The organism is Saprospiraceae bacterium (assembly GCA_016710235.1).
Classification (GTDB): Bacteria; Bacteroidota; Bacteroidia; order Chitinophagales; family Saprospiraceae; genus Vicinibacter.
Genome location: JADJLG010000001.1, coordinates 2,698,595 through 2,715,394, shown reverse-complemented (window position 1 = coordinate 2,715,394; position 16,800 = coordinate 2,698,595). Strand labels below are relative to the sequence as shown.

Annotated in this window: 13 protein-coding genes; 2 read left to right on the top strand and 11 right to left on the bottom strand. The window is 38.2% G+C overall.

Annotation, left to right across the window (positions count from 1 at the left end):
- Nucleotides 1-20 precede the first annotated feature (20 nt).
- The 11 genes from IPI99_10790 to IPI99_10740 form a co-directional block, all read right to left on the bottom strand.
- Complete coding sequence (locus IPI99_10790) at nt 21-1,856, bottom strand: zinc carboxypeptidase (GenBank protein ID MBK7341004.1); 1,836 nt, start codon at nt 1,854-1,856, stop codon at nt 21-23.
- On the bottom strand, nt 1,846-3,147 hold the full coding sequence (locus tag IPI99_10785; GenBank protein ID MBK7341003.1) for an aspartate kinase: 1,302 nt from the start codon (nt 3,145-3,147) through the stop codon (nt 1,846-1,848). The genes IPI99_10790 and IPI99_10785 overlap by 11 nt, the downstream gene beginning before the upstream one ends.
- Before the next feature lie 21 nt (nt 3,148-3,168).
- Nucleotides 3,169-3,978 (bottom strand): ABC transporter ATP-binding protein, encoded by an 810-nt coding sequence (locus IPI99_10780; GenBank protein ID MBK7341002.1) that lies wholly within the window; start codon nt 3,976-3,978, stop codon nt 3,169-3,171.
- Complete coding sequence (locus IPI99_10775; GenBank protein ID MBK7341001.1) at nt 3,975-5,081, bottom strand: ABC transporter permease subunit; 1,107 nt, start codon at nt 5,079-5,081, stop codon at nt 3,975-3,977. Before IPI99_10775 ends, IPI99_10780 begins: the two co-directional genes overlap by 4 nt.
- 10 nt (nt 5,082-5,091) lie before the next feature.
- Complete coding sequence (locus IPI99_10770; protein MBK7341000.1) at nt 5,092-6,672, bottom strand: OmpA family protein; 1,581 nt, start codon at nt 6,670-6,672, stop codon at nt 5,092-5,094.
- 16 nt (nt 6,673-6,688) lie between these two features.
- Nucleotides 6,689-7,696 (bottom strand): hypothetical protein, encoded by a 1,008-nt coding sequence (locus IPI99_10765; GenBank protein ID MBK7340999.1) that lies wholly within the window; start codon nt 7,694-7,696, stop codon nt 6,689-6,691.
- Between the two features lie 26 nt (nt 7,697-7,722).
- Nucleotides 7,723-8,394, bottom strand: coding sequence for a hypothetical protein (locus IPI99_10760; GenBank protein MBK7340998.1), 672 nt, complete (start codon nt 8,392-8,394; stop codon nt 7,723-7,725).
- 124 nt (nt 8,395-8,518) lie between these two features.
- The gene (locus tag IPI99_10755; GenBank protein MBK7340997.1) at nt 8,519-9,247 is read right to left on the bottom strand and encodes a methyltransferase; all 729 of its coding nucleotides are present in this window, start codon (nt 9,245-9,247) and stop codon (nt 8,519-8,521) included.
- Nucleotides 9,248-9,271: 24 nt separating this feature from the next.
- Nucleotides 9,272-9,589, bottom strand: a complete 318-nt coding sequence (locus IPI99_10750; protein ID MBK7340996.1) for a hypothetical protein — start codon at nt 9,587-9,589, stop codon at nt 9,272-9,274.
- 9 nt (nt 9,590-9,598) lie between these two features.
- Nucleotides 9,599-11,545, bottom strand: coding sequence for a choice-of-anchor J domain-containing protein (locus IPI99_10745; protein MBK7340995.1), 1,947 nt, complete (start codon nt 11,543-11,545; stop codon nt 9,599-9,601).
- Nucleotides 11,533-14,277 (bottom strand): hypothetical protein, encoded by a 2,745-nt coding sequence (locus IPI99_10740; protein ID MBK7340994.1) that lies wholly within the window; start codon nt 14,275-14,277, stop codon nt 11,533-11,535. Before IPI99_10740 ends, IPI99_10745 begins: the two co-directional genes overlap by 13 nt.
- A gap of 282 nt (nt 14,278-14,559) precedes the next feature.
- On the opposite strand from IPI99_10740, the gene IPI99_10735 reads away from it, so the two are divergent.
- On the top strand, nt 14,560-15,498 hold the full coding sequence (locus IPI99_10735) for an endonuclease/exonuclease/phosphatase family protein (protein MBK7340993.1): 939 nt from the start codon (nt 14,560-14,562) through the stop codon (nt 15,496-15,498).
- A gap of 6 nt (nt 15,499-15,504) precedes the next feature.
- Nucleotides 15,505-16,782, top strand: coding sequence for an AAA family ATPase (locus IPI99_10730; GenBank protein ID MBK7340992.1), 1,278 nt, complete (start codon nt 15,505-15,507; stop codon nt 16,780-16,782).
- Nucleotides 16,783-16,800: the final 18 nt, after the last annotated feature.

Here is a 16,800-nt window from a genome sequence, read left to right as displayed (position 1 = left end):
CTTATCCATCGACTTTTGCGTTATTCACTGATTACGAACGCCTGACTTTTTCCTCTTCCAAATTCTTGATTTGTTATAAAATAAACACCAGGTTTGAAATATGTACAGTCGATAGTCTGTTTTCCTTTAGACATGAAAACTCTCTGTCCAAAGGAATTATATATAATGACAAGATTGTTCGAAACAAGTTCATCCAACTCCAATAATTTACCTTTCTGCTTCACAATAAACTTTTCATTTTCTGGAATATTATCATTTCCAACAGGCGCTGACAACGACACCTCCAATGTCTCAGAGTACTGAAAACAATTACTTGCTTCAACTAACATTTCTACTGGAAAAGAAAAATTGTAAGGTGTTGACGAGGATACAGGGAGGGTAAATGTGAAAGATTTATTGCTTAACTTGTCGATAAATAAATTTATACTGGAAGGTGAAACAAAATCCTGATCAGACATGATAATGATTTTCAAACTATCAGACGACAAGCCCAGATTTGTTACTCTGATTTCAAATACAAGTGAGTCCTTTTTTGATTTTTGATATAATTTCTGCCATTCAACTTCCAATAAGGAGCCACTGAACTTTGCATGACGCAAATTCATCTCTAACGTAGCTATACAATTAGGAATAATTGCCGCTGCCGCGGGCCAAAATGTTCTTTCGGCACCAACTTCCGGAGACCATGAATAAATTTTAGATTTCAAACTGGTATCGCCATAGAGCCAATCATTGGAGCTGCCATTGGTTCTGTACAAAATTGCAGAAGGAGGCCCGGCGCGATACTGATTTGCTTCAGTCAGCAAGTTGCTCAACTCACGAAACAATGAATCATCTTCACAGAACAAAGTATCATACCCAAATGGGTATAAGAGCAAATTTCCGTAAGAATGATAACTCAATGCAGAAATAAAATGATGCTGATTACAAAAATCCTTTACTGCTTCAGTTTCAGGTTCGGAAAAAGGAGCAGAACCTCTGTATGTCTGTGCGCCCGGTACACTACTAGAACCATTTTCATCGTAACCCCAATAATAACCGTAGTTTCTATTCAAATCAACGCCTACGCTTCCATCAGCATTATTACGCAAATTTAACCTCCACAGGCCTCCTCCTCCGGGGACAACCAGTTGATTATAAAAATAACCATCTGGGTTGACTACAGGGATAAAATATAACTCCCGAGAATCCACTAAGCATTTAATGTCTGGATCTTGTGAATAATTTTCAAGCAAATACTGCATAAAAAAAATCAGTTGCATCATACACATCGGCTCTCTACTATGGTGCAATGCATCATAATAAAGTTCTGGCTCATTTTCATCAACCTGGACATGATCTGATATTTTGAGCATATAGATTGGCCTGGATTGATAACTATATCCGACAATTGTTTTTTGGGAAGCAATAGAAGGAAACTCCATTGACATAGAATCCAATTCTCGATAGACCTCATCCAAACTTAAAAATCCTGACTGACTTCCATAGTTAAACGCTCGTGGTGTAGTACTGAAATCGGCATGATGATAACCTCGTGATTGAAAATCCTTCCATTCCTCTTTTAAGCGCGAATTAATTTCAGTTTCAAGATCACTCGATAAAATCTTTGATATGCCAAATTTGCATTTTAATCTATTGTACTCGCTGGCAGGCAATACGGTTAGGTATCCCGGATCCATCTTTTGGGTAGACTCTTCATCCAACTGTGAAAGGACTTGGTCTTCTGAAATTCCATCCGCAATTTCAAAATAGATTGAATAATATCTATCTCTCTGTACCTGAGCGCGTACGCTCTCTGGCAAAGAAAAGAAAAAACCAATAGCGGTAAATAATATACTCAGAACTCTATATTTCATTTCCTTTTTTAAAAGTGATACAAGGAGCATCTTTCACGACCATTTGCAAAGTCTTTTTGATCCGTTCTTCCAATACTACAATTTTATTTTCTAACAGCGCAGTCAGCATTGAATCAATATAATGTCGGACTGTGATCAGTTCCAATTCACTATCAATAACTACTACGTATTCAGCTTTTAATTCTGTCAATAGATTTGAAATTCTTCTACTATCATTCGTCACACATACAGTAAATGTAATGGCAGTATTTCTCATCATATTTACTTTAATCCTATGTTTTTCAAACAAATTAAATAATCGCGCCATATGATGTTCTGCAATAAATGAAAGGTCTGTTGACGAAAAGTGCAACAAAGCTTGATTCTTTTCGAGCACAACAATGGGAGGATACTCGATTTCAATATCAGTAGAAATTAAGCTACCCGCCGACTCCGGAGAAATAAAAGATTTTACATATAGTGGAATGGATTGAAGTTGCAAAGGTTGAATTGTTTTGGGGTGGATCACCTTTGCCCCGTAATATGTCATTTCAATCGCTTCAGTATAAGTCAATCTGTCGAGCTTAGTCACATGGTCAAAAACATTTGGGTCTGCAGTGAGAATTCCAGGTACATCTTTCCAAATGGTCATCGAATCAGATTTCAAAGCACTAGAGAGAATGGCAGCTGTATAATCAGATCCTTCTCTCCCAAGAGTAGTGGTATTATTTTCTGCGGTGGATCCTATAAATCCTTGTGTCACCACGATTTTACCTGCTTGAATGGATGGTCTGATAATATCTTGTATCTTCTTGTTAGTTTCTTTCCATTGAATCCTTCCCTCCCTATAAGTATCATCCGTAAGAATCAAATCTCTTGCATCAATCCATTCAACGTTCAAACCTATAAGATCCAACCAGGCTGTCAAAATCCTACTCGATATCAATTCGCCTATGCTCACTATCTGGTCATAAGTAAAATCATAAGGACTAAGCCTTTCTTCCTCTATCACCCATTCCGCTTCAACAAAATGGCTATTGAGATCAGAAAACACGGGATGATCTTTTTGAATTCCTAATTCTTCAAGGATATGTTCATGTTTTTCTCGAATAGATTGAAGCAATAGTAAAGCTGTCGGTAAGTCCGAAAATTTTTTTTCTACAACTTCTTCCAGTTGATTGGTCGTTTTTCCCGTAGCTGAAACGACTATGATTTGAGCTTTTGAATCGCGATATTTTTGAATGATCTCACCTACATTCTTTATCCCATCACTATTCTTTACAGAAGCACCTCCAAATTTGAATATTTGCATTTTTACCGGCAGATTATTCTATCAATCGTTTTTCATTTCAGCCACTGATAACATTTTGTCTTCGACTAATTGTACCAGATTCAAATACTTTTGGTCCCTTTTGATTTCTCGAGTTCGTTGCAAAGGCAAGTCTACTGAGATTCTGTCAACAATTCTGGAAGGTGGAGATTTTAGAATACAGATTTCATCACCCAGAAACACGGCTTCTGAAATATCATGTGTCACAAAAATTATCGTTGAATGAAATTTTTGCCAAATGGCAGCAAGCATCTCTTGCATTTGCATTCTGGTTTTAATATCCAAAGCCCCGAATGGCTCATCCATCAATAAAATATCTGGATTTGTGAGCAAACTCCGTGCTATTGCCACTCTCTGCAACTGTCCACCTGATAGTGTCGGATAGTCAGCAAACTTTTTTTCATGTCCTGCCAAGCCAACGAGTTCGATCATTTCCAAGGCTTTTGCATTTCTGGTGGCAGTATCTACTCCTTTGTACTTCAAACCCATAGCTACGTTCTCCAAAACCGTCAACCATGGCATAGAAGAATATTGTTGAAATACCATTCCTACTTGATCCTTATCTGTCCTTACCCTTTCGTTGATAAAAACTTCTCCTTCTGTAGGCTGTTGAAGTCCTGCAATATAACGCAGTATTGTAGATTTTCCACTTCCGGACATGCCCAGCAATACTAGAAACTGACCTTGAGCTGGCTTGTCTTCAATGATCAGATCCAAATGTCGGATTACATAAGATTTGTTATCATCATAACTCTGGCTGATATTTCTTAACTCAATGATATTTGGCAAATCTGTCTGATTGTTTTGGCTCATGATGCTCGATTTTTTTCCAACAAAAAATAGGAGTAGATCATCGCTATCAATCCTGCTGCAAATACTATCCATCCCACAGTGCACAACATTGAAATATTCAATATGTATTGACAAAGAATCCCCAGCACAATAGCAAGAATCACAGCTAAAACACCAATCTTTCCTTCCTGCAAACCGGGTCCTACACTTTTGTAATATTTATGAGGATTAATGATTTTATCCATTAGTGCAAAAATTTTATCCTGGATAAGCCCTATACCAATTATCACCAGCAGGAGTGCAAAGACCCGATCCAATTGTCCCTGGCGTGCCTTTGTATAGATTAACGATCCAATTCCCGTCTCTTTATTTAAGAGTTCAGCAATGATAATATAGGTCCAGCTGATTGCTGTCAATACCCTAATATCATCCATCAGTCTTGAGAAAACTCCGGGTAAAAAAACATTTTTGATCATCTGCCATTTACTTGCGCCCATGGTGTAAGCTGTTTGAACATACACCTCCTCTACATCCCATATCCGTTGAACTACCACCGGGATTAGATATACGATTATTCCGACAGCTAGAAAAGCGATTTTCATTGGATCGCCAAGTCCAAACCAAATAATAAATAATCCGGTAAGTGCTGAAAGTGGAAGATACCTCAAAGCATCCACCTGTCTGCTAAATAATGATCGGAATAATGGGAACAGTCCAAGCAAAAATCCTAATGGTAAGGAAATGAGTATAGCCCAAAAATACCCTTGCACATTCAGCCACAAACTTTTTGCGACATTATTTACCAATTTATCTTTGGTAAACAGATCTTGGAAAGCTAAAAGTACCTTGTCCGGTCTTGGAACAATAGGATAAACCTTTACAAATTTGGTCGCTTTTGCTAATTGTAAAGAGTCTGCTCTTGCCAGTGAATCCCGCTGAGCTGCAGTCAAACTTTGCAATTCTATTTGATCAAATGCCGGATCTTGATCAACAACAGGTCTTGTTTCCGAAAATGCTTCCGCCAGTACCCACCATACAGCTACTGTGATGCAAAATCCCAAGAGCGTCAAAATCCACATCAGCGAGGAATTGATTTTTCCACGCAATTCAAACCACTTACTCATAATGCCTCAATTATTCGCCGATCAACTCAAAATCTGTCCTTCTATTTCTACTCCTTCCATTATCCGAATCATTTGTATCAACGGGTTTATCAGGTCCGTTACCAATGACTACGAATCTATTTCGGTTCATTTTGTGTGTTAAAATCAAATATTCCACGACAGATTGTGCTCTTTTTTTCGATAAAGCAACATTTGCTTCTCTTGATCCGACATTATCCGTATTTCCTTCGATTCTTATTCTAGAATTCGAAAAAGCTTTTGCAATATCAACGAATTCTTTGTCAATAATATATTTAGCATTTTCATCTAAATTATACTCTCCACTCCTGAAAGTAATTGAAACTCTCTTCGTAGCTATAGCTTCTTTAGACTTAGCTTCCCCTTCTGAAACTTTGGTAAACTCTTTTTGACCCTCAGCATCGTGTTCTCTACCAGATAGACTGGTTGCTTTGATTGCCTCAGGGTAGCTGATAATGCGCCAATTGGGTACTTTCCCTTCTGCATAACCTTCGTTCTTATACGTATTCGTCATTTTGGTGTACAATTGTTCTGCAGTGACTCCTTTGTAATTTGGATTAAGACTGAAGAAATTCATGTTATCACCGTGAGTTGCCAAGCGCACATTATTGATGGCAGAATAAGCATCATCTTCAGTAAATCCCGTGAAATTGTCTGCAAGTATTTTAGCCGCTTTTCTTTTATTGGCATCACTTGAGTTGATCTCTGCAGCTCCTCGCATCCAGCCCTCATACAATTTATTCAATTTATCCTTATTATTTTCTGCCCATGCGCGTTTTGCTATAAATGCATCAGCTATGATATTTGAAGCTGATCTTGTGCTTTCCAATATCCTGGCACCGGGCACAGATTTCAAGCAGGCTTGATCATCCGGACTCCATACCACAGCTGCGTCAACTTGCTGGCTTTTAAATATTTGAGCAGCATCTATCGCACTCGGTTGCTTGACCAGCTCGACTTCAGATGCTTTCAAGCCTCCTGCTTCAAGCATCCACAATAAGAACGAATGCGAGGGTGACATTTCTGCCACGGCAATTTTTTTTCCACGAAGGTCTGCAACGCTATTGATTCCTCGACGGACGACGATCGCATCCCCACCCCTTGACCAGTCGCTCTGGAACACCACTACAGGGTCAAAGTCGGCCAAGCCGGCAATCTCAGTTGGCAAGGCATCTATAGTACACCACAATAAGTTCACTTCGTCATTTCGAAATGCTTCCCTAGAGACGGGTACATCATCCAATATTTTAAACTCCACAGGAAATCCATACTCTTTGTAATAACGAGAATCTGTATTGGCTTTGAATCCTTCATTGAAGTATTCACCACCTGCATAACCTCCCCAGGTTACAACTCCAACTTTAACTGCCTGTTTGCTGAGTGACGAACTGCCTGATGTGGCTGATCCTCTGCTATTCGTACCTGATGCATCAGATGATGCTTCTGCACCTTGTTTTTTGAGCTGTTGACCGATTCCTGTATTATTAAGAAGATACCTTCCTGCAAAAAATAGTGCAGCCAGGATAATCAATGTGATTAGAAATTTAGAAAAAGCAGTTAACCGTGATGCCATATCTTAAAATTTGAATTTATTTTTCGTTAAAAAAATCATCATAAGGATTTGTTTCTTGCGCCTTTTCCCTTTGCGGTATGGGGCTATCAAGTACCAGAGCAGTATCTCCGGCGATTAATTCGTCTTTCTCTTTGCCTAAGATTTTGGAGACACCTTCTGTCTCCCACTTCTCCAACATTTTTAGCCCTTCTTCCTCAAACACGCCATTTTGCAAATCTACAGAGGACATGAAGCTTTCAGACATTTCCATAAACCTTTCCATCTCTCCCACTTTCGTGCTGACATCATCAGCCATAGCCTCGAGAGCTTCCTCAAACAGAGCTCGTTTATCTTTGTCCCCAGTAATCACGCTCATAGCAGATTTCATGGCGCTGTTGCTTGCATATATGGCTTCTCTTTCTTGTTCCTTCAATGTCACTTCATTAGTGATATCTTCAGCCATTATTTCTGAAGATTCATACATTCTATTGAGAACTTTGTATAGTATATCCATTTTGCGATAAAGGTCAGTCAACTTGATGTTGGAGTCTTTCAATCTACCGGCTTGCCGGGATTTCAAAACCATCACTGCCTCCTGGTTCCCTTCGCGCGCTTGTTGGGCTTGCCCCATGGATGATTCTATTTGTTTGCTGTTATTATGGATTTGTTCTCTTAGAAGATGCATCTGGGACCTCAATTTGGCAATTTGCTTGTTCATTTTGCCAAGATTATCTTTTAAGTCTTCGACGTAAGACTTTAATATACCTATTGGATCGATTCTTACAAATAATGCGGTCAGCCAGCGCATTGTGCTTTTATACATGTACCAAACTAAATTCCTTGCTTTTGGGTCAAGGATCATATAAATCAAAATACCCAACGCTATCAGCATGCCCGCCAAATACAAGGTGTTGCTAGCTAAAGCTATTAAAGTCCCTAAGAAGGCGTATATCAAATAAGCCCCACCAGAAAATATGAGACCGAGGACTATTGAACCGGTAACTCCCTCTGGTCTATTCCAAAAACTCTTTTTCTTAAATTCCATAACTAACGATGGATGTATATACAGTTCTATTTTAAATATTGTTCCATTTTACGGATGTCTGCTTGGATATTATCGACAACCTGAGCATAACTGGCTACAAAATTAGCCTGGTTGGTTTCTACTTTTGTTTTGGCATTTTGCAACTCTGACTGAATGCTATCAAACCTTTTTTGAGATTCAGCTAATTCTTTTTTCAACAATTCTATTTGTTCAGATTTTTGCTTCATGGACAGATCCAATGCCTTTTGTTCATTTTCCTTCTGACTGATCTGTGTTTGTAAAAATTGAGCTGCTGATTGATTGAAGTTTTTTTCTTCGAGCTCGAGGATTGAAAGATACTTTTTTGCAGAATCTATCAACTGCAGTGGTTGTACATTCATTGCCTGGGCTGCTGCATATGCAGTTTTGAACTGATTTGATTCATCCATGTTCTGGAGTTTAGCCACAGATTGCACTGCTTTCTTATACTCCAGGTAATCAAATCCTGCCTGATTGTTTTTTTCTAATACTTGTGCAAGAATCTCTAAAAACCTTTCAGAAGACTGTCCTAAAGGAATTTGGGAAACTTGGGGTGAGCCGGCCTTTTTGGGATTTTGATCAGTGCCGTCATTAGATTTGTCGCCAGATTGCTGAACTCCTTGTCCAGCACTTTCATCTGTTACAATAAAAATAGATTTTAACTTATCAAATATCGGCATGGTGGTCGATTAATTTCAAGATATGCAAAAATCGTTGATTTTAATGACAATTCTCAATTTTTCGGACCTTTTTTGTGCCTTGCTGCGAGCAAAGTATATGATTAGTTCATTCAAGATTAATCTTTTATAGATAAAAATCTTTTACCAAGTGATGGTAATCAAGAGATCGTTTGCCCTGTTCATCATACAAAATCAGATGATTGAGTTCAATAGATGCCAATGATCTTCCATACTTTAACAATGCAACACTGGGTTCAGAATGCTTGTTGTGATATACTTTAGTCATCTTTACACAATAGATTGATTTACTTAAAAAGTTAGCGCTGAGTTGTGGTTCTTTATTAAATGGAACTACCACAAATATTGAACCTTTCTGCTTCAAAAACAAATCACATACAAGACTCAATTCATTGAAATCCAGTGAAGTTTGATTTCGTTGTTTGTTCTTTGAGACAGAGGGCGAATAAACTTTCTCATTAAAGTAAGGTGGGTTGCATATGATTACATCATAGCGTTTATTGGGTACAAAGTTTTGGATTAACGAATGTTGTACTTTAATTCTTGCAGTCCATGTTGAATTTTTTACGTTGGCTTCTGCAACTTTAACAGCAAGAGGATCCGTTTCTACGGCATCAATTACGGAAGATTGATCGCTCCTTTGTGCCAGCATGATTGCCAACAACCCACTACCGGTACCAATGTCTAATATTTGTGCACTCGCACCTACTTCGGCCCATGCTCCAAGCAATACAGAATCAGTCGTAACCGGAAAACATATACCTGTAGTACAAATACTGAATTGCTTAAACTTGAAACCAGGATTCAGCGGTGAAAGCGATTTCTCACTTTGCAATTCTTCCAGAGATTAGCGATTTTTTTATTGCTGATGATAGGCTTGGTTATGTACCAACTGCGTTCCGCATTTTGGGCAAGGTACAGCAGATCCAGCCCCTCCTTCACAACCTTTAGCACAGATAAAATGCCATACTCCTTTAGCATTCTGCGGTGGATCCTTTGGTTGTGGTGGTGCAGTAGTGGGAGTAAAATTTTCCGGCACTTGGATATTTGGTGCAGGATTGGCATTTTGCGTGTTTGTAGCAGCTGAATTTTGATTTGAGGATTTGCTTTCAGCGTTCTTACAGCTTAGACCCAAAACCAAAACAACAAATAAGCTAATTATTTTAAGTGTATTCATTTCAATTGATTATTTGTTTTTAATAACGATATTATCCACTCTATATGTTGTGGTTTGAGTCGAATTATTTCCCTTATAAACAAAAGCAATATAAAAGTCCGAAGTAAAACTGCTTAGATCAATTATACCACTAGGCACGAAAGTGTTGTCGCTGTCTGCTTGAGTTGCCAAACGAGGAGTCAAATTTTGCCATGATGCCGTTTTCACATTTGTTCCATCATAATTTGTCGAAATCAGTACACTCAAACCATCATGTAGCCAAAACGCTTTTGCTGACTCAAAAGACAGTATTTTGGATTGAGTACCTTTAATTTTAGGGGTCACCAACCATGTCTCCATATCGCTGCTGGTATCATTGAATGCAGTTGCCTGTGCATAAACATTACCTTGGAATACTTTAGCCAACCATAATCTGGTGCCAGTAGTAGCTACATTTGTCCAGCCCGACATATCCAATACAGCATTATTGGCATATCCATCAAACGAAAAATTCAAAGAATCCAAAGCACCTCCTCCTCCACCGGTACTCCCACCAACAACATCTGCCTTGGACCGTATGGACAGTTGTTTCACTTTATTTGTGCCACCCTGTGTTACAATTCCTGTGATACTCAAATTACCAACTGGAAAGTTATCGCCCGAAAATTTTGCCTGTGATCTGGTGTAAAGTTCAAGATTTCCACTTGCATCTGTCAAAATGCAAGATCCAGAATAAGTTGTGCCTCCTAGTTTACTGATATTAACATCCTTGATTTGTACAAGAGTGGACTCAAGAGATTCAAACTCTGCGTTGATTTCTGCTAAGGTTTTAATTTTTGCTGTCACAGTCCCAGTACCCACTTTCGTCCCATTGGCGATGGGAACTTTGTTCACTTGCAATAAACCATCAAACTCCGACAATTCCTGCCCACCTACATTGACAGAAATCTCATCGCCAGTTGAAAAACTGTGATTTGCATCAAAGCGAACAGTAATTCCTCCAGATGCGTCTTGCATCTGCAGATTGAATCCATGGATATTCAAATTGTCCTTATCACTGATTACAATTCCTTTTATATATTTATCATTTGGAATTTGAGTAGTTGATCCAGAAAACAAAGATCTAATTTCCGCAATAGATACTGTATTCGCTCCTCCCCCGCCAATACAAGGAGTTTGGTTCATTTTTACATCATATGTATCCCGAATAAAAATTTGTTGATCAGAGCCAAATACACTGAAAATTCCAACAACAGAACCATTTTCTGCTGGCACTTGCACACCAGCGAAACTTGCGAAACCACTGCTTCTGATAATCAATGTTTGTTTAGTGCAATTTGTCAATGTAAGATTTACATTCTTTTGCCCTACAGCATCAGCATAAGTTTTTCCCACATCTGACCGAACAAATTCTACATTATCTAACTGAATGAGTGTAGACAAATGAGGAGTTGCTAATGATCCAATAGCTATTTTGCGAGGAGTGATAGTTTGATTTATGGGGCCTGCAAAAATATATTGATCTACAATCAAGTCTTCTATCCCAGCTAAATTAGTAAAATTACCAGATTGGTAAGTTCCCAATCCGAGTTGGATCAAATTATTGTATGCACCAATAGTAAGTCCTTTGCACTTGATCCCTACTTTCATTCCGATCGGAAATTGGTTGTAGATACCTGTGCGATTGATTAATATCTCTATTCCGGCAGATGAATCCTGGACGACAATTTTCTTATAAAAATTACCTGATCTATCATCAGCAACAACAATTGCATGAATCAATAAATCATCATTGATCGTTGTAAATGCACCTGGCACATACTTCGATTTCAAAGTAAGGATATCAGAATTTGCTGAAAATGGCAATTCATTAATGACTATAGGCGGCTCGTCAAAATCATGATCAAGACAGGCTGTTACACCAAATAATATCAATACACCTAAAATTAATATTAATTTGCTTTTTATTGTTTCCATAAACTTATATTTAAACTAAGATTATAATTGATGCCCTGCAGATAAAAGTACTTATTTGGAAATACAGTGGGATCTTTAGTTTCATAATCGAAACGGGACTGTTCAAATCCACCAGAAATCATATTTTTATTATTGAGCAAATTATTTGCGGCAAAACTTATAGACGAAAACCTCTTCCAAAAATTGAAACTCTTGTAAATAAAAAAATCCAAACTAAATGCCGAAGGCAGTTTTTCTTGTTCAATGATTGATTTAAACTGGCCGGAGGCTCTATCTAAATCTTCCACTGCTTCCGGCACACGTCTTAGAGGGTTAATATCAACATAATTCTGGTCTACATAGCTTGCCGTAAGCGTAAAGAAACCGCCTTTTTTCAATTCATATTTCAAACCCCCTGAAAGTGCTGTTTGAGGTGTCCCCGAAACTCTAAATTCTTTCAGATAGATTAAATGTTTCGTTGACACATTGCTGAACTTGTCAAATATCAATAGCTCAGGTCTTGAAGTGTAGATATAATCTCCAGCACAAATGACAGCTGTCATAGATATGCTGTATCCGAGCTTATACTCTGCTGAAGCTTCAATTCCCATATGTCTCTGATCCAATCCAGTATAAAATGAATTGATCAAACCACCATCTCCCAATTCATCTAATCCTGTAGACTCCAAACCTTCATCAAGAAAAAAGAATTTAGGTTTGGTTTGATTTTTGATATTGATCAAATATCCCCTTAGTTGCATTTTTAATTTTGGAGCTCGGTGATAATACGATATAGAATTGTCTTGAATACTTTTATTTTCTGCTTCAACTAGCAAATTTCCAGAGTATTGTGGCGAAGAAAAACTTTGTTCAAAAGTAGGAGCTATCGATTGATAAGCAAAATGCCCTACCACATAATTTCTTCCATTTATTTTGTATGTCAACTGAAACTTAGCACCATAGCCTAAATTTGAAGTCCATTCCGACTTCCCCTTTGAATTTTCAAAAAGTGCATTTTGCCATTTTCCTTCTCTTTGGTGACCGGTGTGGTCCAATTGTCCACCAAACATCAGATCCCAATGTTTAAGTCTTAAAACCCATTGATTAAAAATGGTGTATTTGTTAGTATTTCCACTATAATTGTATGCTACTAAATCACCTTCTTTACTCAAATAATTCACTTTCGAAATGTTCGGATTTTGCTTGGTTGGATCAGAGATAAAATCCTCGCGATCCAAATAAAAATCCGCACCGAGCAAGTCTCTCAATTTTGCATAATAATTCACTTGTTGAAATTCTAACCGATAACCTGCATCAACCAGCCATTTTTTCAAAATCCATTGGAACTGAGAGTAATGCTCTAACTCAGCTGGGTCATTATAATAATCAGATAAGATGTATATAGCACTCTTCCCGGTAGTAGTACTGCCTGGTATGCCGTTTACATCCTGAATCGTGACAATGTTTGATCTGTTGGCATTATAGAATGAATGCCAATTCAATTGTCTGGCACTTTCATTTTCTGTGAGCAACTTTCTCACAACATCTGCAGCTACAGGATCTTTAATATATGAAGGCAGTTTTTGATAATAATCTGGTCTTGGATCCGTTGCATTGGTCCAATCTAGCTGAGTCTTTTTTCGCTTTCCTTTGAGGCCCATAACACCTGTTTCAAACTTGAAGTGATCTGATACTGGCATTGAATATTGCAACATGGCTACCGGAATGGATTGGTATGCTGCTCTTGAGTTTCTCTTTTCCCCCGATTGATATCCCCAATAGGAGTTATATAGATTATTATCTGCGAGCTCGTACATCTCTTTAGTGGCAGGACTTGATTTTCCGCGATAAACTGGAGCCAGAACACCTGTAAAAATTATCTCTCCCTTGTTTTTGAATTTTTTACTTATGGCACCATGTACGCCCCATGCATCATAATAAACACCCTCAATAAAAGACTCATGAGTCCATCTCCTATTGACTCCAAGTAAAATATCCACCGATGGGCTTAATTTTCTTCCAAACTCTAAACCAAGCCTTTGTGCGACGTTCCTGTTACTCATTCCGGTGAGCATCTTCAACTCTTTCCTATATTGATCAGGTCTGATCTTGATCCACTGATTTACACCGGCGCTGCCAAATGAAGGTGACATAGTTGTATACCCGTAATAATCATCTGAATATCTCGTCAATTCATTTTGACCAGAAAACAAATAAAACTGCGTATGAGCATAATCCAATCCATTGAACAAAAAACCATTTGCCCCAAGCTCATTCCAAGCATAATCCAGTCCTCTGTACCTATATCGGAATGGGCTAAATTGAAATGAAATTGCTCGCCCAACTGCATCCTCCGAGGAACCTAATAAGCTATATACTTCAGCGCTTTCAGAGGCATCATCTTCTGTGTCTTCTATAACTACAGAACTGATTTGATCAGGTTGAATAACTATCCTTTCCAAATTGATTTCTATGCCATCAGAGGGCCATATACTCATATCTACTCCATAATCCAGTGACTGGTAGCCATCTTTGACAAAGTGCAAAAATTCTTTGCCTGAGAAACGATTCATATTCAGATTGAATTGGCCCAAATTGTCTGTCAGATACTCTGTTTTTTCCAAGCCAATCTTGATTTGCACATCAGGAATCCCCTCTTTTGTCAATTTATCTCTGACTATACCTTTATAAGCCTGAGCATGACTGTTGAGGGATGCAGCCAACAAAAAAATCCATGCTAACAGTAATTTCAAATGCATCGTCTTGTTCTTTCTGGGTCAATATTAGGCATTTTTGTTATATTGAAAGGGAAATTTAATAAAGATTATGTCTCTACATACGGAACCTGTACCCAGTGTTTATTGTTCGAAATAAAATTAAAGGAACTTTATCTTCAAACTCTTAATTTTCGGTTTTTCTTTGAAATGGATCATATCAAACTTGTATTTCCACTTATTATAGCATTTTTTAGCTGTTCTAACCCGTCTCCGTTAAAAGCTCAAAGGTACCAGGTAACCTGTATAGGTTTTTACAATTTGGAAAACCTCTTTGACACTGTTGACGATTCGCTCACCTTCGATGAGGAGTTCACACCGACAGGATTAAAAGTCTGGACTGAAGAAAAATACCAAGACAAAATCAATAGACTGGGTACTGTTATAAGGGATTTAGGAAAAGATGTGACACCTGATGGTGTAGGGATTCTTGGTGTTTCAGAAATAGAAAATATTAAAGTTTTAGAGGACCTGGTGAGGTCCAAAAATCTCTCTGAAAGGAATTATAAGATCGTTCATTATGATTCTCCTGACGCACGAGGGGTGGATGTAGGATTGTTGTACAGAGAAAAGTTCTTTACAGTACTTTCATCACAATCTGTAAGGGTGGACCTCATAGACGAAGATGGAAAACCTAAAAAAACAAGAGACATTCTTTTAGTTAAAGGACTCATTGGGGACAAAAAGTATTATGTCAGTGTAAATCACTGGCCATCCCGAAGAGGAGGAGAAAAACTCACTGCAAAACAAAGAAATCAGGCTGCCAGAGTAAACAGACAACTTGCAGATTCCATTTTAAACATTGAACCAGATGCAACTTATCTCATGATGGGTGATCTGAATGACAATCCTTCCGATTACAGCATGACGAAAATAATTCAGGCTAAAAAAGACCTGAAAGAGCTTACATCTCGTGATTTTTATAATCCATTTTATAAAAACTATAGCACTGGCGAAGGGACATTAGCCCACGATGACGCTTGGGGATTGTTCGATCAAATTGTGTTTACACCCAATGCTCTCCAAAAAAATCCTGGGAGCTTTTATTATTACAAAAATCAGATTTATCGCAAAGATTTTATGATGGAAACATCAGGGCACTATCGCAATTTTCCTAAACGGACTTTCTCTGGTGACATCTACAATTATGGATATTCAGATCATTTCCCAGTTTTAATCTATTTGATCAGACCTGATTAGCGGGATATGGATTTCGTACCATCTGAAATCCGGCTTTCCACAGAGCAGCATGAGGTTATGGACAGATTAACTGAATGCAGGGGACAGGTTTTTCTCACCGGTAAAGCCGGTAGCGGAAAATCTACCTTACTCCAAATCATTAGAAACAACAAGGATTTTCAAAGCATTGTGCTGGCTCCTACGGGGGTTGCAGCGATCAATGTCCAAGGCCAAACCATTCATTCTTTTTTCAAATTCCCGCCAGGGATAATTCAAAGGTACAATACAGGAATTCAAAAATTGATCAAAAAAGCTGACGTCATTATCATCGATGAAGTCAGTATGGTGCGAGCAGACCTATGTGACCATATTAATCTCGCATTGCAAACAAATACCAAATCTAAAAAGGCATTTGGTGGCAAACCGATCATTTTTGTGGGAGACTTATTTCAGTTACCACCCGTTGTTAGCAGACTTGAAGAAGAATTTATTTCCAGTCAATATGAAAGCCCTTATTTCTTTTCTTCACGCATTTTAAAAAGCCTATCTGATTTTGAATTGATCGAACTAAGAGATATCTTCAGACAAAAAGATCAGAGTTTCATCCAGTTGTTAAATCGAATTAGAAAAAATGAGTGCGGTGAAGAAGATCTGTTTATACTGAATGAACGTCTCCTCCGACCCGCAAACCACGAGTATGATGAATGGGTGATACACCTATGTGGAACTAACGCCACAGCTCAAGGAATCAATCTTAAGAAACTAAGTGAGTTGCCGGGAGTGCCTAAAACTTATCCTGCAAAAGTGACAGGGAAGGTTAATATAAATCAATTCCCTATCGACCAAATGCTCACCTTGAAATCAGGAGCTCAAATCGTATTTCTTAGAAATGACCCTGACAAACGATTCGTAAATGGGAGCCTTGGAAAGGTTATCGAATGTAAGCAAGAGAGCTTACTGGTTAGCATTGAAGGTCATCAAGAACCCCTGGAAATTAATGCGGTACTTTGGGATCAGATTGAATATCACGTGGATAGCCAAGGTAAAATCAATCAGAACATAATAGGCAACATCAGTCAATTTCCAATTAAGGCTGCCTGGGCTATTACTATACATAAGAGCCAGGGAAAAACTTTTGAGAAAGTACATATTGACCTGGGGTCAGGTGCCTTTGAGAATGGACAACTATATGTTGCTTTAAGCCGGTGCAAGACTCTTGAGGGCATCAGTCTCCGACATCCCATAAGGTACAGAGATATCAGAACAGATGATCGAATAGTAGATTTTATGAATCAATTCAGGTGAAATTTTGAATAGCCTTGC